The sequence below is a fragment of the Microbulbifer maximicatervae (SeqCode) genome (assembly GCF_052467225.1).
The window spans coordinates 3,986,073-4,006,182 of record NZ_CP174303.1 but is presented as its reverse complement, the minus strand read 5'-3'; the positions used below and the strand labels follow the sequence as shown (position 1 = coordinate 4,006,182).

At 42.8% G+C, this 20,110-nt stretch carries 15 protein-coding genes and 1 tRNA gene; 8 read left to right on the top strand and 8 right to left on the bottom strand.

Going from position 1 to position 20,110, the window contains the following annotated elements:
* Window positions 1-91 precede the first annotated feature (91 nt).
* The 3 genes from ihfA (at window position 92) to ACJJIZ_RS17195 (ending at window position 937) form a co-directional block, all read left to right on the top strand.
* The gene (ihfA, locus tag ACJJIZ_RS17205) at window positions 92-397 is read left to right on the top strand and encodes an integration host factor subunit alpha (protein WP_444907762.1); all 306 of its coding nucleotides are present in this window, start codon (window positions 92-94) and stop codon (window positions 395-397) included.
* A complete protein-coding gene (locus tag ACJJIZ_RS17200; protein WP_108733836.1) occupies window positions 378-746 on the top strand; it encodes a MerR family transcriptional regulator in 369 nt (122 codons plus the stop codon). Before ihfA ends, ACJJIZ_RS17200 begins: the two co-directional genes overlap by 20 nt.
* 114 nt (window positions 747-860) lie before the next feature.
* A tRNA-Pro gene (locus ACJJIZ_RS17195) sits at window positions 861-937 on the top strand.
* A 297-nt stretch (window positions 938-1,234) separates the two neighbouring features.
* On the opposite strand, the gene ACJJIZ_RS17190 is transcribed toward ACJJIZ_RS17195, so the two are convergent.
* The 4 genes from ACJJIZ_RS17190 to ACJJIZ_RS17175 all read right to left on the bottom strand — a co-directional run bounded on the left by ACJJIZ_RS17190 (window position 1,235) and on the right by ACJJIZ_RS17175 (window position 7,469).
* Window positions 1,235-1,390 (bottom strand): hypothetical protein, encoded by a 156-nt coding sequence (locus ACJJIZ_RS17190; RefSeq protein WP_413662662.1) that lies wholly within the window; start codon window positions 1,388-1,390, stop codon window positions 1,235-1,237.
* 2,768 nt (window positions 1,391-4,158) lie between these two features.
* The gene (locus ACJJIZ_RS17185; RefSeq protein WP_413662661.1) at window positions 4,159-4,401 is read right to left on the bottom strand and encodes a hypothetical protein; all 243 of its coding nucleotides are present in this window, start codon (window positions 4,399-4,401) and stop codon (window positions 4,159-4,161) included.
* Between the two features lie 491 nt (window positions 4,402-4,892).
* On the bottom strand, window positions 4,893-5,873 hold the full coding sequence (locus tag ACJJIZ_RS17180; RefSeq protein WP_444914256.1) for a LysR family transcriptional regulator: 981 nt from the start codon (window positions 5,871-5,873) through the stop codon (window positions 4,893-4,895).
* Window positions 5,874-6,842: 969 nt separating this feature from the next.
* Window positions 6,843-7,469: a hypothetical protein gene (locus tag ACJJIZ_RS17175; protein WP_444914255.1), complete on the bottom strand. Its 627-nt coding sequence runs from the start codon at window positions 7,467-7,469 to the stop codon at window positions 6,843-6,845.
* Between the two features lie 1,442 nt (window positions 7,470-8,911).
* Between ACJJIZ_RS17175 and csrA the strand changes: the two genes are divergently transcribed.
* From csrA to ACJJIZ_RS17150, 5 genes are all read left to right on the top strand, one after another.
* Entirely contained in the window at window positions 8,912-9,091 is a 180-nt protein-coding gene (csrA, locus tag ACJJIZ_RS17170; protein WP_353376628.1) for a carbon storage regulator CsrA, read from the top strand.
* A 2,020-nt stretch (window positions 9,092-11,111) separates the two neighbouring features.
* Window positions 11,112-11,519: a hypothetical protein gene (locus ACJJIZ_RS17165; protein WP_444907772.1), complete on the top strand. Its 408-nt coding sequence runs from the start codon at window positions 11,112-11,114 to the stop codon at window positions 11,517-11,519.
* A gap of 1,346 nt (window positions 11,520-12,865) precedes the next feature.
* On the top strand, window positions 12,866-13,396 hold the full coding sequence (locus ACJJIZ_RS17160) for a DUF6882 domain-containing protein (protein WP_444914254.1): 531 nt from the start codon (window positions 12,866-12,868) through the stop codon (window positions 13,394-13,396).
* Window positions 13,397-13,493: 97 nt separating this feature from the next.
* A complete protein-coding gene (locus tag ACJJIZ_RS17155; protein WP_444914253.1) occupies window positions 13,494-13,940 on the top strand; it encodes a GNAT family N-acetyltransferase in 447 nt (148 codons plus the stop codon).
* Window positions 13,941-14,040: 100 nt separating this feature from the next.
* Window positions 14,041-14,385, top strand: coding sequence for a hypothetical protein (locus ACJJIZ_RS17150; protein ID WP_444914252.1), 345 nt, complete (start codon window positions 14,041-14,043; stop codon window positions 14,383-14,385).
* 757 nt (window positions 14,386-15,142) lie between these two features.
* Here the strand turns inward: ACJJIZ_RS17150 and ACJJIZ_RS17145 are convergent.
* The 4 genes from ACJJIZ_RS17145 to ACJJIZ_RS17125 form a co-directional block, all read right to left on the bottom strand.
* Window positions 15,143-15,730: a hypothetical protein gene (locus ACJJIZ_RS17145; protein WP_413662643.1), complete on the bottom strand. Its 588-nt coding sequence runs from the start codon at window positions 15,728-15,730 to the stop codon at window positions 15,143-15,145.
* Window positions 15,731-16,405: 675 nt separating this feature from the next.
* Window positions 16,406-16,627 (bottom strand): hypothetical protein, encoded by a 222-nt coding sequence (locus tag ACJJIZ_RS17135; RefSeq protein WP_413662641.1) that lies wholly within the window; start codon window positions 16,625-16,627, stop codon window positions 16,406-16,408.
* A gap of 104 nt (window positions 16,628-16,731) precedes the next feature.
* Window positions 16,732-17,709 carry a trypsin-like serine peptidase gene (locus tag ACJJIZ_RS17130; RefSeq protein ID WP_444914250.1) on the bottom strand — a complete coding sequence of 326 codons (978 nt, stop codon included), beginning with the start codon at window positions 17,707-17,709 and terminating at the stop codon, window positions 16,732-16,734.
* Between the two features lie 771 nt (window positions 17,710-18,480).
* The gene (locus ACJJIZ_RS17125; protein WP_444914249.1) at window positions 18,481-20,058 is read right to left on the bottom strand and encodes a phytoene desaturase family protein; all 1,578 of its coding nucleotides are present in this window, start codon (window positions 20,056-20,058) and stop codon (window positions 18,481-18,483) included.
* Between the last annotated feature and the right edge of the window lie 52 nt (window positions 20,059-20,110).

Sequence of the window (20,110 nt, the reverse complement as noted above, 5' to 3'; positions counted from 1 at the left end):
CCGAGAGCGTCTGCTACCGGGTTGAAAGCCGCCGCGGTTTGGGCCGCTTCCGATCTGGAGTCGACGCCTCTGAATCAATTGGTAGGATCCAATGACAGAGGCACTGACCAAGGCCGGGCTCGCCGAGAAACTGTACGAAGAGCTGGGCTTTAACAAGCGCGAAGCGAAAGAGATCGTCGAATATTTCTTCGAGGAGATCCGCAATGCGTTGGAAAATAACGAGCAGGTCAAGCTCTCCGGCTTTGGCAATTTCGACCTGCGCGATAAAAGCCAGCGTCCCGGTCGCAATCCCAAGACCGGCGAGGAAATCCCCATCTCGGCCCGCAGGGTAGTCACTTTTAAACCCGGGCAAAAACTCAAGACACGAGTAGAAGAGCATGCTGGAACCGAGCAATAACGCTCAGCTGCCTGCAATCCCCGGTAAGCGCTATTTCACCATTGGTGAAGTGAGTGAACTGTGCGCCGTTAAACCCCATGTCCTGCGTTACTGGGAGCAGGAATTCCCCCAGCTGAAACCCGTCAAACGTCGCGGCAACCGCCGTTACTACCAGCACCAAGATGTCATCATGATCCGCCAGATTCGTGCGCTCCTGTACGAAGAGGGCTATACCATTGGTGGAGCCCGCCAGCAGATCGAAACCGGTAGCGAGCGGGCAGAGGTGGTACAGCTACAGCAAGTACTACCCGAAGTGATCGCAGAACTAAAGGACGTGGTGGCCCTGCTGGAAGGGAAAAATAATTTATAAAAAACTGTAAACCTGGGCTTGCAATCCAGCCGCACTCAGGTATGATTCACGCCACATCAAGACACGATGTCTTTAAAAATCAATCACTTAGCGAAGTGAGCGATTTTTCAAAATCGGAGCGTAGCGCAGCCTGGTAGCGCACCACACTGGGGGTGTGGTGGTCGTCGGTTCAAATCCGGCCGCTCCGACCATATATATAGTTGCATTGCAACGGCCAAGAAACCCGCTTTTTAGCGGGTTTTTTTTGTGTCCAAAATAAAGTCAATTAATAGATGGGTCTCCTTACTGGCCCGCACCTATTCTGGGGTTACTTAGCTGTTGTATTGCTGGGAGTCTTCAATAATCAAGGATCTTGGGCGACACCAGCGGCACAATATCGCAGCGCAGATTTTTGAGCGCGCTAGGCAAGTCTCCTGGTGCCAATCGGGATAGCGGTGTTTGGGCTAGATTGCGGTGTTATGTCCTTGGGTATAGTGCACAGCTTGTTGCTATTCACAGCGAGCGGCATGGCTCTCCTCCAGTTGCTCGACTCGGCTTCCCACTTTGTTAGGGTTGTTATCCTCCTCTGCAGCGTTATTCAGTTGTGCGATATCTAATTTCTTCTGGTGCAGGGTGATATGTCTCTCACTATTGAAGTACTCCAAAAAATGATATCAGTATGGGCACCCTCGATATTGTTTAGATTGCGCCCCTCTGTGGAGACGGCAAAATAAAAAGTCACCATATCCGCGCATAAATAGTTTGTTGTCTTCACTGCGTTGCAGTTGTTGAGGCCAAGCACTTATTGCCGGCGGCTAGCAAGTTGAGCTCAATAGAACCGAGGTTCCTCTGTTTGTTAAATTCGCTTTATTGGAATTTCCCTTTGGTCGGTGCGATATGGTTTCTTGTGTAACGATTAGATATAGAAGATGTAGATTTAGTGTTGATATTTTTAGGTGTTCTTCCCTATTGATGGTGTGAAATTAGGAGGCTTTGCTCAATTAATAGTATTTTGCGAGGTGGTATTTAGGCACTGAGTTGAAGTGGAGGTATGGGATTTTTGTGTGGCTTGCTGTACAAGTGCTCTATCCTAGGGCTTTTGCCTTAGTGCTAAGTTCAGTTTTTTGGAAGTTATAGTTATTAAATTCCAAATTGACGCAATAAATTGGGGTGAGCTATATTTTTGTTAGAGGTTGGGGAGTTTTAGGGTATTTACGAGTTTTTTGGGGTGTAAAAATTATTTATTTAACAGAATGATACGCTGTGGATCTAAAGGCGGGAACTAATAATAGATTATAGTATTGCATAACGCTGTATCTTAGCGATCGTAATTTGCAATCGAGATCTTTATCAATTCTCCGTCACGGCACTTGGTTTTTGTTGTGTGGATAGATGGATGTTGGGTGAAAAATATACAGCTGTACGCTCTATAACAAAGATCAGCAGTTGCTGCTTCTATTTCTGGATGAAACTTAGTAGCTCATTGATGCTTAAAGAATTTCAAGAGTGATATAAAAAAGAAAAAATACAAAATTATAAAGACGCTTCATTTAATTGAGTGTTAGATTTTGTCAGCAGTGGAGTGCATGGCTTTTGAATTATACAGAGTCTTAAATGTATATATACAGAATAGAAATAAAAAATTATAGAGGTCTGTGAAATTTTTTCTAAAACGAAGATGATGGTCTAGTATTTTTTGTGTTACTGCGAAGCATTGTTTCTGCTCGCAAGCACGGGTGGTTGCGGTCGAAAGTCTCATTTGATGGTAAGGAATTTTATCGCATCTACTATCCCTTTCAGTCGCAACTTAACGCCCAAACAGTTTAATAGGCTCTGCTTAAGTAGAGACAAAAAAGTCTGGAGAAGCTGGTTATGATTTACCGTTCTACTTGGCTAAAATCTAACAAGGCGCGGGACGATTCCCTGCTAAAAACTCAGGGGTCGTTGGCTAGTCGTTAAGCATCAATATACTAACTTTATAGTTCCAAAATATGTCAGGTATAAATGATGGTTAGTGTGAATATACAGCCTTTACCATGAATGGTGATAATGAGTATTTTGTAATAGACGAAATTTCAGATTGTATAGTTGTTGTCGCAGTAGGGGTAGACGAAAAAAATTTAGTGGGACATTTCTGTTCGAGGTGTTATCAGAAAGGGAATTATTCGGAAAAGTGGGATGAATTCAAAAGAGCGGTAGAGGCGATGCTTCAAAATAAGTGTGGGATAATAGCGTCGCCGTGGCCATATCAAAAGGTGGTCGATACTATTCGTCCTCAAATCTTTTCTGAAACTGACGATGTGATTTGAAGGAATGGTAATTCAAAATATGACCTTCGTGTGAATTTTTCCCTTAGCATCATTTTTAATGATAGGAATAATAGGGGGGGGTATTTCATGGCGCAATGAGGGCACGATTTAGGACACCCAGACATCATCATCAACCTACTACAGGCAAGATCAGCTAACTAAATAGGGAGGGGATTACCTAATCAATATACGCCTTACTTCATAAGGCTCTAGATATGCTGTAAAGCTCAAATGGTTTCAGTCTTATAAGTGGCTAAATTTTATATACCGCGATTGGGGGATGACTATTTCTCTGTTTGAGGCTTTGAATAGGACTCAAATATGTGTAAAAAACACAGGTAAGGCGTTGGCGGGCAAGAATCAACTCTTCAAAAAGGAGTAGTAAAGATGGCATCGATCGGTTTCGACTTTCAACAATGTAGTTGGAATATGGGGCCTGCATGCGCGTCCCCTTCTCATAACCCTGCGCCCAAAACAAACAGGTGTATATATATCATTCACAATTCGACAACTAACCATACATACGTGGGATACGCAGCCGACGCAAATCACAGATGGAGTACGCGCACAGAGGCGTTTTTTTGCCTTGGCATAACGCAGACGTATGCACAGACTGTCTTGTGTGCCGCATGCGTCCCAGTCGAAAACAGCACAGGCTCTTGGAAGGAGATTAATGGGGCGATTTCCGGAAGGTTTAATGCGGAGCACCTTCTGATAAGAGCGGTCAAGAAGGGAGTGTTGGGAGTAACGACGAACACAAACACGAAATTGCGGCAGCTAAAGTATTCATGCAAGGGAGTGGACAGAGTCGATATTCAATTGCCTACGGATCCGTGGGGAAAGCTCGAAGGGTCCAAGTTTGATAAATTTAAGGGTGAATACTAGTGTTCATCTAACAAAAACAATCTAGGACACCCCGTGCGCTCCAGGACCAGTACGATCCAGGACACCCATAAATTGAAAGAATTGCTTTCAAATCGTGTATTTCATCTTCTCTGGGCTTGCTGGTAGTCAAGAAGTAGGTATCAGATTAGTTAGTCGCACATTTTCCTGGTTGATTATAATTTGATCATGCGGGGCGATAGCGGTATGGTTAGCTCGATTATTAGTGGTTTGTAATTGCTTTAGGTGCTGCTAGAGAGATAGATTTCACAGTCATGCAGGCCATGCACCCAGCGTTTATGTTGCGGGGTACAGACTTCTTTGGCTTTTTCAGTTGCGCCGACTAGACGCTTGAAGCGGCTTTCAAAGTTGCAATTCAGATAAAGCCACTGTTTGGGTGAAATGCCCAGCCTTAGCAATATCAAGCGCATAGATGCCGACCAGCTTTTGCATTCTGCCCTCAATCTACTGACGCCGATGCTCATAACCTCTCCCGGATTGGATATCTTTCCCACAAAGAAAAGCTCTGCGCACACAACGGGAGACGCAGTGATAGTAAGGGGTTGCATCGAGGGATATCTGCGAATGCCGAGGCTGGGCCATGAGATAGGGATTTAACTGTTTTAATATCCAGTATTATTATTGTATCCCCTATATTGTGTCAATGAGTGTGGCGTCTCAAGTTTCCTATTTGCTGGGTGTCCAGACATAACTTTGTTAACGGTTTTATATAGGGCAGCCTAGGGAGGGGTGGTAGCTAGAAACTACCGGCTACCAGTTGGCTGAAATAAAGAGAGTCAAGAGTCGGGTTGCTGAGAACATTGACTTAGAATGTCCTGCATGAATAGAAATTGTTCTGGGTAATGATATGGCTCATACGTATTCAAAGGATAGGAGGTATCTCTAGTAGCTACTTTTCCAAAAATGGTTTAAATTTTATAAGTTAGCGAGGACCTTTGCTGGCATCAGCTATTGATTAGCTGGCGAGATCTGCGCTAATGGGTTCTTTACTTGTGTTGCTAGCAATCTTCAGTTGTTGCCGCAACCAGCGGTGCACAATATCGCTATTGCAAATCCGGGGCCATACAAGGTAAATCTCCAGGGGTGCAATTGGCACAGGGAAGGGCAGTATTTGTATGGGGTTATGTGCGGCAAATTGCTGTGCCATGCCCTCCGGCATAGTGCACAAGTAGTTGGTATTCAAAACGACCGGAATCATATTTTGGAAATGAGAGACTCGAACAGCTACTTTCCTACCTAATTGGTCTACTTGAGCTCCAACCCGTTGCGAGCTGTTATCTCCCCACTCCCCCACATGATTCTCGAGGTGGGTCAAACCTGAGGTATTCTGGTGTAGAGTGACATGCCTTTCGGCATTGAATTGCTCCAAACTAATTTCTCTGCGGATCCTGGGGTGATTATTTTTGGTTACAACAACCAGGCGATCAGAGGCAATATGCTCTGCCTGTAATTCTTTGGAATCTACGGGCTGATAATAGAGTGCAAAATCTACTGCACCGTGTTTCATCTTGGATTCCAAGCCGCCAACCTCAAGCGGACAAATCTCAACAGTTATATTGGGAGAGATAGATTCCAGGTGGTTAAGCAGGCTCCCCAAAAAGATAATATCGGCATAGTCGCCGCCGATAATATTAAAATTACGCTTTTCTACGAAGGGATCAAAATCAACCTTCTCTTCAATCTCCTCACGTATTTGCCTGAGTGCCTCACTCACCGTTGCATGTAAGCGTTCAGCCCTTGGGGTTGGCAAAAAGCCAATACGCCTGCGAATAAAAAGTTCATCGCCCACAGTATGTCGCAATCGCTGAAGTGCGGCACTCATTGCCGGTGGGCTCATACCGATACATTCCCCCGCTTTACCCAGCTGACCATGCTCCATTATGGCTTCGAATACCGGTAGTAAATTGAGATCGATAGATCTGAGGTTCCGTTTCATTCTTAAATTCCGTTTAATGAAATATCCCTTTAATCGGTGCGATATGGTTTCTTGTGCAACGATTAAGCATAAAAATTGCCGATTCAATACTGATATCTTTGTATAGTTTTTTTGCTTATAGATTGCATGAATTTGGAGGCCGTCCTTAGCTAACACTAGCTTACGATGCCATATATAGGCGCCAAGTTGAAGAGTCGATATGAGAGGTATTTGTTGTTTAGCATGGAGGTGATTTATTCGAAAATTTTGATTTATTAAGAATGGATACAAGTTTGTGAAGTTCATGGCTGTTAAATGCTGAATTAATGTGATGATATTGAGTAGGTTGCTTTTGTGTTGAGGAGAGGTATTGGATATTGTGGTCAATTCTAATCGAATATCTCTTTAAGTATATTTCTCAAATTTGATAGGGTTTTGTCCTCAAAAATTTAGGACACTTAAAGGTTAGAGCGGGGCCAGACTAGCAGGGGTTGAGAGGAGGCGTCAGCAGTCGCCTATGCCGTGTACCCAACGATCTAGGATGGCCATAGTTTGAAGGATTAAAAATAATGCTATTAATATCCGCTATAACAAGCATTTTTCTCTGGTTTAAGAGTAAAAGGAGATGTAAATTTCATGACCAGCGATGATATTTACAAATATGGGTGGGAGGGGGAATGGTGAGCAAGATCGAAGTTGGCTTATATAGCGCGAATTCAAATGCTCAGTACCCTCGAATGGTAGTAAGTAGTACTAAGTATTTTGATATAATTTATTCTGTATCCAAAATAATAAAAAATTTATCAAATGTTTTGTCTTTGTGAGTACAGTTTCTACTGGAGTATCTATTTTTCACAATTCGGCGTCCTGTGTACTTAGAGGGAAATGCAACGAAATAAGACGCTCTATGAATTAGGAAACCCGGCAAGGCCGGGCTTTGACTTTTAGCGGCTACCTTGCAGTAGCTTATCCTTCGTTCATTTAAGGTGACTAATCTAATGAGGGCTCACAAGATGAGGGCGAGGAAGGTGAAAAGTTGTCAAATGCAAGACCAAAATAGTGTTGGTTGGGCTTAGTACCCGAGAAACGTAATTGCTTTATGTCAGCTTCATCGTGCTCGAAAGACCAAGCTGTTGCTAATCCATCACCCGTATTTACCACTTTGTTGTTAATGATAATTGTGCCTATTAGGTCACCCTGAATATTGTAGGCTGTAATAGTCCACTCCTCTTCACCATCAATATCAAGTAAGGCACCGCTGGCAGCGGACACAGCATAAGTGTAGTCAATAATAAGGTCAGCATTTAGCCCCAGGTAATTATCATCAGTTAAAAAGAACTGGCCCACACTTTGATTTTCAGCAGGAGTATCATCTGCACTGTTTGGCCCCACAAAAGCAGTAAGTGGAGCCCCTACTTCTGATAATACCGGCAAGGTACCATCACTCATAGAAAACCTAACGCCATACTGCTCTTCGAATTGATTGCCAATAGCCATGCCCTCTACCGGAGCGCTATTGGGTATACTTTCAAAGTCAATTTGAGCAGAACTGTTAAAGCTAACGGCACTGAGGGATAAAATGGAAAAAAAAGCAGGTAGCATTTGAAGTAATTTCATGGGGGGTAGACCTTCCGTTCGGTTAACTAAGGTGGCAAAGATTTTTGCTAAGCATTTACTAGCACAGTATTAAATTTAGTGGTTGATAGATTCTATGGCAATTTTGTATTTGATAACTTTTAATTCTGGATTAATTGATTTACCTCATTTTTTTTGCAATAGCGTAAACAAGAATTTGTGTTCGAGTTTGGTGTGCATATTTAAGCCAGGTTTTACAGGATGGTTTCTGAATATCTAAAGACATTAAAAATGTGTCAGTTACGCAACAAACATCAGCTCTAAAAGCTACTCATTTCTGATTTAGGGGCGATAGCCATGAAAGGCCGGGAAATTGTGTTCAGTCTATGAGTAGTTTTACTCTTGGATAGAAAATCCGCACTTGTGGCGTCGAGTATTTAGAGTAGGGCTAGATAAGCAGGGAGTAACTAAGAGGAAATGCCGGTAGTGGCCTATTCCATGTACACAATTTTTATTGAACTGTCTGTAAGCTTGTTGCATAGCCTTCACTAATACCACAAAGCCTTTAAAGCCATTTCTAATTAGTGATATTGGCACGGGTAGAGTTAAGGTCCACAAGGTCCATACAGGCAGTGAGGGCCTTTTCTTCCAGTAAAGCCCAGAATTTAAAATGACCTCTCCAAAAGCGGTCTGTACGATTGGTCTGAATCTAGGAATAACCAAGCATTAACACGAATGGGGGAGATAGCTTGCAAGGTGGCAATTCCATGCTGCACTCAGAATTTATCCCTGCAGCGGATTCACGCACTTGCTGTATTTAACAACGGAGTGTTGTCTCTAAGAGCATAAAACTAGCACGCTATGTAATTGAGAGCATTACTCTTTAATCTTTTCAGAACAGCATGGGGTAAATTCCAATGTGAGCTGAATTCTCCAATAGTTGACTGAGATTTCCTTAGCCGCAAATATATTAAAATATAGGCGCGAAAATAATCTTATTGGAATTTATTCAGTTTGTTTAAATCTCAAAGCTGCGTAAAATCGATAGATATTTTTGGTATTTTGGCCGTAATTGAGCGAGCCGATTAAAAAGGCTTCAGAAGTTTAAAAGATTTTGGAAGCTTCAAGAGAGCCGAGAATTTTCTAAAAGACCCATCCCTCAAAGGAGAACGGTAGCGTGACGTAAGAGTAAGTAAAAGGCGCTGACCCAAGGTGCTAGGAACACCCGGGGCCAGCTGACCAAATTGATATCATCACTATCAAAATGGCTATATGGATAATACGCTAGAAACCCGCTCGTCTTCAATAAAGTGGAGTACATTCAGCAGGTTGGGGCCTTTTCCCAAGCTCTGGAAGCCTAGCGCCCGCCTTTTCCTCTTCTCTGCCTACCGCCCCCGCGCACCACCCCATATTTCCTCCAAACGTTAAGCCCAAGCTTCCCCACCTCGGAAGCGCCCAAACTTTGACCATCGAAGGAAATAAGTATGTTGATCTTAAAGCGACGGACAGGTGAACTTCTAAGGATTGGAGCAAATGTCTCAGTCACAGTGCTGGAGGTGAAAGGCAATCAAGTGAAGATAGGCATAAGCGCCCCCAAATCACTCCCCATCCACCGTGAAGAAATCTATGTGCGGATCAAAAAGCAGCAGAAAGCAAAGGCCTGAATATGCTTGAAGGTAGGGCAACTTGAGGCACCCAATAATTGAAAGAGGGATTCCAAGAAGAATCATTGCGCCTCTGTTCGTGGAGCGATGTACGCGCTCTGATATGTATGCCTCTTGGGTGCCAAAGGTGATTAGGTAGCGAATTCGGAGTGGCCGTGCTGATGTCTTGGAGGTGTTTAACAAGCAGACCTTCTTATCCGACAGGAAGAGAGGGTAAGCAAGCCTTGCCAGCGCCACAAGAGGTGTACTTAATGCTTGGCTTGCTATACACAGATCCTCCAGATGAATGTCGCCGAGCCCACCAGCTGCTTCAAGCAGCCTTCAGGATTGGGCTAAAGACAGAGCCTACGCTAAGTGAAGATGCCTAGCCTTTTGATGAAGGAGGAATATTCCCAACAATGCTCCCTAGCTCTTGTGTGCTGAGTCAGTGATTAATCCAGCTCCAGCAGATGAGGTTCCACTTTTGACGGAATCTATGCTTTGGTTTTTCTGTTCCTCGCCTAACATACAAGGTGTCCCTCCACATCGCTAGATTTCAATTCGTCACGCTCTTCCGAACCTGTATAGTCAGCCCCGCAGAATCGTTACCGCCACGTATAAGAATGGTAGCAACGGAGAATCTGTTGACGCCGTGTGACAAAAATCAGGATATCAATAAGGTCAAGGAAGAGGGGATCGACCAGTGTTTACAACACAGTGAAGTTTAGGCTTACAGCTTGGATGGGAGGCTATGCCTGATGATATGGAGCATACCGCGTGCAAACACATATCAGTGATGGGGTTGCTTAGACGGCACAAGTGGCTAGCAAGCCATAACCCTCAGATTATCAGTTTTGGGCCATGTAAATTAGTTGGCGCTGATCGAAAAGTGTACAGTTGTACTTTCAATAACAAAAGCCAGCAGAAGCTGCACCTACTGCTAGTTGAAACTCAGTAACTCATTGATACTTAAAGGGTGCCAAAGGTGATGTAAAGCTGAGAAAATACAGAATTATAAAGGCGCTGCTTTGTATATATTCTTGCGTATTTACACAAAAATAAGGTAACTTATTGATTTTATTGAGATTTGAAAGGAAATCGGGCGTAGAAATATAAAGCAGGGTGATATAAAGAAGCTTCTTTTGAATTAACTGTTATGCTTTCTAGTCCAAAATTTTAAATCCTAATGAAATATTTTGTAGGTTTTGTTGTTACTGCATTTGTCTATGTATATGGCCTCATGAGGTTATATGATCATAGTCATTACTGGCCGAGAACTGATGCTGTAGTTGATCCTGTAGAAATGTTACTTTGGACGATATCAAGTCTGTTTGTGGTGGTTATTATTCACTCTATAATTTGGAGCTTACATTCAATTTATCAGCTGAAGCTAATGAGTTTTAAGCCATCTTATAGGGGGCTTTTGTGTTCGGTAAATTTCTGTTTTATTTTATTTTTATGGGTGTTACCAGTATTAATATGAACGCAAGCATAACAAACTGTCGTGGCGGGCCAAAGTAAGCGTGGTTCGCTTTCGCTCACTTTACCACGATTACTTTGGCCACTTAACAGGGCGTTATGAGAAATGGTATGAGGTATACATTCAATTTTTTGAATTTGGACGTAGAGTTTGAAGTCCTTTCAAAAAACAACACAATGGCTATATTCAGAAGTAATGGAAAACAGTGGGTTGAGGTCCTAGAGACTAAACTTTCGAAAAAAAGTAGGTTAGATTCATTCTTTTTCACATCCGATTCAATGGGCCAACTACCCAATATCGTGTTTCGCGAGCTATTCTTTGAATAGAAAATTAGTACTTATAAAGCGTAAAGATGAATATGTCACCTGCTTTCTGGTTACCTGCGAATACCCTTTACATTTTCAGTGAGCTGGCCAATGTCGGTTCGCAAGTCATTAGTAGATAGTTTTATCGGGGAGCTGCGTGAGGGAAATTCATAACAAACTAATTAACTTTACGCGCGAAGGGCGCGTGCCGGAGAGTCTGCGCTCCGGCTGCCGGTTTTAGAGTGTTAACTTTATCATGAATATCGAACAGCTTCGCCGAATTCGAAACAAGAATACTGAACAACAAAATGAACTCTCGTTCCTTGAAATGAAAGAGTGCGCGGACAAATTTATAAATGATGAAAGTATGTACCCATGGTTAAGCTTGCTGTTATCCCAAAAGGGGATGTCCGCGAATGAGGGAATTCTATTGAATTGTTCCGATATTTTTGAGCAGTATGGAACTCAATGGATGGGCACATGGCTAACGAAGAAAAAAGAGTTCTACGAGTTTGATGTAATGACAGATCGAGCCAATAAAGAGTTATTGGAAATTGATGATTGGTCTAGGGTTCACCCTGAAGTGTCTGCTCATTCTAAAGGCATTGGGAAAAAGCCTGCTTTTATAGCTCTAGAGCTGTTATCGGAATATGGTCAAAGTTAACAAATACAAGCAGGTTGTTAAGGGGCTTTGGCCCTTCGTGGGACTGCCTACACTACGCAGCAGCCCCCGTTGTAGTTGTTAAATATCTAGGTAGAGGTTGATAGAATTAATGTTCTTAGCGATTGGCATCATCCTACAGATAGTGTTTCTAGGTCCGTCATTGCTGATCTGGGCTTTATGCAAGAGGTTCTGGCCAAATATCTTTTCTATCAATCCGTATCTTGCCACGTTCATATGTTTAGTTTTGGCTATCATTAGCGTATTTGTCCTAAGCGTTGAATTTGAGGGTGGTTTAATAACCGGGGTAATAGTGTTTGGTGTTTTCTCGTTTATTTACAGTATTGCTCTCAGTGCAGTGATATTTACCTACAAATCAATAAAGACGCGTATAAATACATAACAAGGCACTGTTGTCACAGCCTTTGGCTGCTGGGGCGGCTCACTGCGTGGCCAGCCCCTAAGCTTAGTGTTATATGCTCCAATAAAGAGGTATGAATTTTGAGTAAGTGGCTTTATCTTTTAGTTATTTTTGTACTGGCCGGTCTTCTTTATCCGGTAATCTACCTCCTCGGCCTGGAAAGGTTAGGGGGCGGAGCTTTACTGAGGGTTCCGGAGTTCATCATATATAGCGTACTGATAGGATTCCTCTTGTATCCGTTCATAGAGGGCTATAGACGCTATAAGGCAGGTAGTCGCTCATTGGCTGCTATTATTTTCATTTTCGGAATAATTTTACCAGTTATAAGTGGCGCTTTTTTCATACTTTTATTTGAATCTATGTTGAAGACTAGAAGCCATGGATAACAAAGCTACACATAATCAGGCCGGACAAGCTTGTCCAGCTATGTACATGTCATAGGCCTGCTGTTTTCATGTGTTATGTGGGTATGGTAGCTACTGCCGCCTTTTGGTAGGCGATTCAGTACTATGCCTAACTAGTAAAAGCACCGGACGCACTGGCGTGCGCTCGGTATATTTATCCCCAATACTCTAAATAGTTGATAAGATAAATGAGAAAATCATCGCCTGAAGCTTTACTTACAATCGGCACTATCATTCTATTGACATTACTTCCACTTCTGGTTGGATGGCTGCTGGTAAAAACCTACAGACTTATAAAACCAATTCAAGAGAAAGATCTTACGGGCCTTGCAAGTATAGGAGCGCCAAGGCGGGATAGTTTTTTCAAATTTGTAGTCGCAGGGTGGGCTGTTTGCGGTCCAATTTACTATTGGGTTTTCAGTTCTGGGATTCTTGCTTAGCTCTGCGTTTGACAATCACAATCCTTTCGCTGCTCTAATTCAGCTCAAAAACCAGTCGTTAAGGCAATCAAGTATCAGAGAGTTATGAAAAATTTAGTATCAGTTATATTTGTACTATTCATATCAATTAACACGCATGCTGGAGGTTACTCTGTGGAGGTCGAAAAGTTTATTGAAGGGAGCATTGAAGGTTTAAGAATTCAAACTGATGCTCACGATAAGACATGGGGGCTGGGGTCTGCTAAAACATGGAATGTCGACCAAGACAAAGGCCTTATATTTTGGTCGCTTGAGGATGGTCGGATCGCTGTAGCTCCTGTTCAAATAATAGGTACTTACAATCCGAAAGATAGAAGCTTTCTATGGGGGTGGGATCACCCTTCAGTGCTAAAACCTCTTCAGCAACATTCACGTTTAGTTAAAGAGTATGGTGAAAAGCACGGAGTAAAGCTCTTTACCTCAAAAAAGGTCCATGTTTCCGAAGATCAAGCATGGGAGTTTTCAGCCGTTGCCAGTCGTTTGGCTGAAGCAAATGGAGCTTACAGAGCTGATGCGGGTGGACCTCTTGTTTATATGACATTTGGTGAAATTGAGCTAAGAAATCAGCGTCCCTAACAATCGGATGCTGTCAGATATAAAAGTTCCAGCCAAAAGCGGCCTCCGCTTTTGATTAACGCAGAGCCGAACATTATGCACCAACCGGGGTGGCGACATGAACATTTCCTTCAGCGAAGGCACGATAGAAGATGTCATACAGATCAATTCTGAGATTCCAGAGTTCGACACTAAAAATAGTAAAGATAAAATAGAGCAAAGATTAGAGGGGCGCCTTTACTTATTACTGGTAGCTTCAGTTGGTAATAAGAAAGTAGGCTACAAAATTGGTTATAAAGTATCCGAAACAGAGTTTTATAGTTGGTCTGGTGCAGTCCGCCCAGATTACCGGGGCCGAGGTATAGGAAAGTCTCTACTTGAGCTCCAAGAGCGGTGGGTGATGAACAAAGGATTTCAGTTTATTAGCGTTAAATCGATGAATAGATTTCCTTCAATGCTGCATCTTCTTATATCTCACGGATATCAAGTGTGTGGGTATGAAAACAAAGGCAGTCCCCTGCAAAGTAAAATAATTTTTATAAAGAAAATAGCTGAAAATATATAACAAAAGGTTGCACAATGTTTTGGGCTTCGGCCTCCAGCGGACCCGTCAAGCTTCGCTTGTCGTGGCCGTTGCACCTGATGCTATGTGTGGTAGATGAGCAATGAGTATTAATATACGAAAGTTTCCTGTAAGTGAAGTCTATAAAGAGAACATTGAAGAAATTCGTACATTGTACCCAGGCAAAAGTGAGTTTCGCGTGAGTCCGTACGAGTATGATGCCAGTAGCAAATTTTCAGGCTCTTCTGAAAATTGCATATGCTTTATTATATCTGGTAGCTGTGAATTAACATTTTCTAATACGGAGCCAGTGGTTGTAAAACGCGGAGATGTGTTTGAATGGCCTCGTGGGCGGTATTGGGTTAAGGCTGGTGATCCTGCCGGGGTAAAATATGTCAATGTGTGGAACTTGAAAGAGATAATTAAGCGAAGAGCTAAAAATACATAATAGTTATCGCGTCTGATGTTTTGGTCTACGCTCCGTTTTGTCATGGCTGCGCCACCTTACGTTAAAATTCTAATAGAACCAAAATACTGCTGACTAAGTTGTTATATGCATGAAGTTTTAAAGATTAGATAGTAAGTCAATATTAGTAGGCTGGAGAATGATAGCGTCCTCATTACACTATAAGCATACCCAAAATGCCTAGAGGTAGGTGCCAATCTACAGGTTCGAGAAGGCTCAAGAGTAATTGGCTATGCTGAGATACAGGAAATATATAATGAGTAACTACGCAAAGGCAGCTAACAATCACAGGTACGTTGCTACTTCCCTTCGGACGGCTGAGGCTGCGCTCTGGCCGCTAGCTAGTAGGGTCATGAAAGGTAAAAAAACTTAACAGGCCCATACCCCGTATATTGCTATATCTCAATCAGCTGTATCAGTTCAACTCAGCCTGTCAAGTGCTTAAAGCGGAAGCCAAAGGGGGGGAGGGATATCATTGCAATACCTAATAATCTTCAAAGTATAACTCTTTGAGGGGAATTTGATTTAAGTTTGTAATTGTGAGCCGCATTACATTTATGAATCAAAAAATGATATGCCAGAATTTGTCTTAAATAATAAGATTTAATGCCCCGAACCTTGGACGTGCCCGATTCAATATTAGAGTCTGACACGACCACAGTTGGCGATTCGCTTTCTAGCTCGCAGAGAATTTTGAGTATTCTAGTAGATGCTTATACTACTCTTAAATCGATAACCATCAAGAAAAAGTCACTGCACGCTCATTCAAATCATAATACTTGGTATTAACCTTAATTTTGACAGAGCTACCAGTAGCGTCAAACCAACCAAGGTACCCAGTAACCTCTAGGCTTTTATGGGTAGTAGCCATCGCCTCACGTAAACGCTGTGCCCAGGGCCTTAGCCTCTCACCGTCATAACCTGACCCGCAAGCACAGAGATGCAGGTCCACAAAACTACCAGGCAAACCTTCTTTAACCAAAGTAGCTGCTAGTTGCGTGGGAGTGTAGGTTTTCCACTCTCCACCCTGCCACGACTCTACGCCCCTCTCGAAAACTTTTGTTTGTTTATTCTTACCGTTATTGCGTTGAGCACCAATTTGCTCACCATCGCCAGCGCCGGTACCATGAGAAACAATATAAAGAGTATCACCAGACTTTAGGCTACTAAGACATTTATCAATCCATCGGTACATAGACTTACCAATACCGGATGTCACCTTGTTGGCAAGAATATGGTTCTTCGGAATACTCCATGCGCTCGCCATATTCTCCGCAAACTCTAGCATTTCTTCACTGTTTACGGGGAGATAAATATACTTTGCCATTTTTACACCTTGTTATTATCACGACACCTGAATTATAACACCAAGCTCCTCACAGAATGAATTATTCAAGATATTTCAGAATTGGCGAAAGGTGTCAGTTACATGAAGCGTATAAGCATTGGTAGATCTTAACCCGGTTAAGATGTAAGGAAATGTCGTTGATTAATAGGAGATACGAGCTGAAATCTGCTATGGGCGAGATAAAGAAAAGGAAAGGCATCGATCATTTTATCTTCGTAATCGTTGACATTCGTAAAAATCGATCTTATCTGCTTTGGAGTGATGACCAAGATAAAGATGTTGTTATCTCGGCATTTGGAGATTAGGGAAATGAGAGTGGTGGGGCCTGTGTCAGTTGCGCGGCTTCACCACTATCCCTCCTAGAAGAACTATGGCAACCGGTAGGGACTACCATTTGACCGGACGATCTCGGGTTAGTGTTTCGAGCTTGCATATGCACCTATTACTAGCTGAGGAGTAGATTTCTGCTTAAAGCTCATTATTCCTTGATTCGTGGAGCATTGCTATGGTCGAAAAAAATCTGAACTAGAATAACAAGGAGGAAAGGTCGTTAGATTAATTTCGGTGTTTCGGAGTTATAATCTGCTGTGGCGGGCTTCTACTATTAGCACGAACCTATAAAAAATTATCATTCGCGCGTAGGTAAAGAGAAAGCTAGCGAGATGAACTATATTTATTTGACAGGGACTTCAGCTTCTCAGCTGTCTCAAAATCGGAACTAAACCATATCTGTAATGGATAGGACTCAAGAATAACTACATCTTTTACCTTTCCTAATTCTTCCAGACGCTGCACTTCCTGTAAAACTGGATCAGGTGTATTTAGGCTGCCTCTCACCATTATTCGCTGCCATTCGGGTTCATCATCTGCCATCATTCCACATGCACTTAGAAAAAATATTAAAGAAATTAGCGTTCTCATACTTTTAAAAAAGGCGCCCAATGGCGCCATATCCTAAATTTGGGTGAGGTAATTTTACTTTATGGGTAATTCTCAATCCAATCCTGCAAAGTGTTATAGACGGAGCTGGTTATACGCGTTCCACAGTTTTGCGAGGATGATCCAGTTGTGTGGATTCCGCGAACACTGTTGGACGTGTCTTTAATCCCACTGCCACTCTGACCGCCAGCTGTATCTAATGTGTAACACACTCTGTATGTACTTGAAGACGTGCTACCGGAATCTGTCCACATAGTAGCAAATGGCTTATCTCCTGGGTATCCAGTAACACTATGAGTGCCGCCAGAATAGACACCCCATCCGGAATATCCATTGTGTGGTGGTTCCGCTAACACAATAATTGCATAGTCATAGTTCGTATCTGAATTATTATGCCAAGCACTGGTAGTCACAGCATTTGTCCAGGATTCACTCCCCCAGGGCTCATAATTACCAGATTGAGCCACTGTAAAATCAAGAGAACTATACCAGTTGCCGGAGCCATCAGAAACACAATGTCCTGCCGTTAGCACATGCTTTGCGGTAATCAATGTACCGGTACAGCCTACATCAATGCGGCCATTGTACCAGTGAGGATTTTGCACGGTATTAGTAATTTGAACTCTATCGTCAGTACCAATTACAACTGTGGGGAGCAGTTGTTCCTCACCACGAAACATGGTGGGCGCCTGTCCTTTTGATGAAAAAATCCTTGAATCCAAACCATGAGATTCAATAATTGCGATCGCTTGCTCCAATAGCGATAAGGATTCTTGATCTACTTCTGCAGTATATTGCCTACCGTCTGGAGTAACCGAAACAGCACTTAAAGAAGCGGTGCGTTCCATTAACGTATATTCTTTTCTTACCGCGGCATCATTGACTACCGGTTGTTTTGCAACATTATGACCGCTTATAAAACTTGCGGTTTGGTCTATCTCAACAAAGTTGTAAAGGGGGGCTGCATGGGAAGCCCCTGAGAGCACTACCAATGAAAGAAAAATATGACTTCTGTTCATATCTGATCCCTCTAAATTAATAGGTTTTAAGTAGTGGTACAGCCATTTTTGTTTTCGCACTTAATTTATGTGCGGGCGCATAATATAGTACCGTCGTACATGTTTACAACTCGATGATAGTTAATTAGAAAATAACCGGCGCCAGTTTTTATGCGAGGGAAAGCAGAAAATATTTGTCTAAAAGATTATATTAATTGCTTTAGGTGTTGAGGGTTTTGTGGTTGCTAATATTTGTTAAAGTATTGAGTGAATAAGCTAAGATTCTTTAGTATGCGAATATTAAATTAATTGGTTCATAGTGAGGTCTATGTCATTTATCCAATATTTCTCACAGCTGAAGATTATCACTTGCTCAGCTTATGGTTGCATATGATCTTGGTTATTATTTAAATATGGAATGTTTATGTAAGAGGTATAGAGGTCATAAGTGTAGGAACCAACAAGATAAATAAACTGTTATAGAAGTGCTATTTTCTAAATCAGCTGCGGCGGCAGATACCCGTTAAAATCGTGAAGAACCTTGATGGCTATAAATGGTAGAGGGCGATAATCAAAATAAAGGTTTTTGTGGCGCTGGGCACTAGATATTCAATCATCCTCAAAGGAAATAACTGTTTGGCACTCATATATTTTGTAGCGTCAGAGGAATCTGTGAAGTGTTCGAAATAGGTGTTCCAACTATTTAAAATAGCAGAATCTTTAGAGCTACTAGTTGGAATCAAAGCTAATTGGTAGTAAAGCGATAAAGGGCCCGCATACTGCAGGCCACTCTTATCTATCTCTGAGAATCTCCATAGCAGCATTATGCCCAGGTACTCCAGTAACTCCGCCTCCCGGGTGGCTACCCGAGCCACAGAGATACAGATCCTGTATCGGCGTGCGGTAATCTGCAAAGCCCATAAAGGGGCGATTACTCCATAGTTGGTCCAGTCCTAGGGCACCATGGAATATATCACCTCCCATGAGGCCAAATTTGCGCTCTAAATCTAGCGGTGAGTGAATTTGTTGGGCGATTACCGCATCACGAAAATTGGGGGCATAGTTAGTGACGGTATCGATAATTGTTTTTGCAGCTTGGTCACGATAGTCGTCCCAGCTTTTTCCTTGCGGAAGTTCTGGAGCGAATTGCTGGCAAAATAGGCTGGCGACATGTTTGCCTTCTGGAGCAAGAGTAGGATCGATGGTGGAGGGGATCAATATTTCTACAATGGGGTGTGTTGACCAGCCGTATTGAGTTGCATCGACAAACGCCTGCTCCAAGTAGGTCATTGTTGGACCAATGACTATCCCAGATTGATGATGCTGTTGTAGGTGAGTTCCAGGCTTACAGATGAAGTCTGGGAGTTCAGACAGCGCCACATTCATACGGAAAGTACCGGAACCCACCCTGAATCCACGTACGCGGCGGCGGAACTCTGGCTCTAGGTGTTGTTCGTCAATCATCCGGGAGTAAAGCAGCTTGGGACCAACATTGGCGATTACTTTGTCGGCCGTAATAGTTTTTCCACTGCTAAGTCGTACGCCGTTGGCACGACTGCGGTCTACCAGAACTTCTTTGACTTCAGCATCTGTACGAATATTGACCCCAAGGCGCTCAGCTTCTTTTCGCATGGCTTGAGTGATAGCGCCCATACCGCCCATAGCATGTCCCCAAGCGCCTTTATCACCGTTAGCCTCGCCAAATACATGGTGCAACAGCACGTAGGCAGAGCCAGGAGTGCTGGGAGCTGCATAATTTCCGACTATAGAGTCGAAAGCAAATGCAGCTTTGACATGGTCATTTTCAAACCAGGCATCCAGTACACTTGAAGCACTCTTGGTGAACAGGTCAAGTGCATCGCGACGAGATGACATACTCAACTTTTTCGCTCTTAAGCCAAAGCCCCCAGCACGAACTAAATCCACAAAGCCACCGCCCACATTAGGGGGGGAGCGGAGTAATTCGTCGCGCAAAATATCTGCAACGGTTTCCAACATGGCATAAAAGTCAGGTAAGGTGGCTGCGTCCTTTTCTGAGAAATGTGCAATCTCAGCTTGTGTATCCAAGATATTTTTATGGAAAGAGAGACTTTGACTATTTGAAAGTGGAAAGAAGTTAGCTTGTGGCCGTAACTTGATTTCCAAGCCATGTTCACGGAGATTGAGATCTTTGATGATTTTCGGGTTGAGCAAACTTACTGTGTAGCTTGCTACAGAATTTCTAAAACCTGGGTAGAACTCTTCAGTTACTGCTGCCCCCCCGACTATAGACCGGCGTTCAAGGATCGTTACTTTTTTCCCTGCTTTTGCTAAATAACAAGCGCAGACCAGGCCGTTATGACCACCACCAATAATCACATAATCCTTCATTATTATTCTCTATATGGATAAGGACTAGTATGAATGTTTACAGAAAACTATC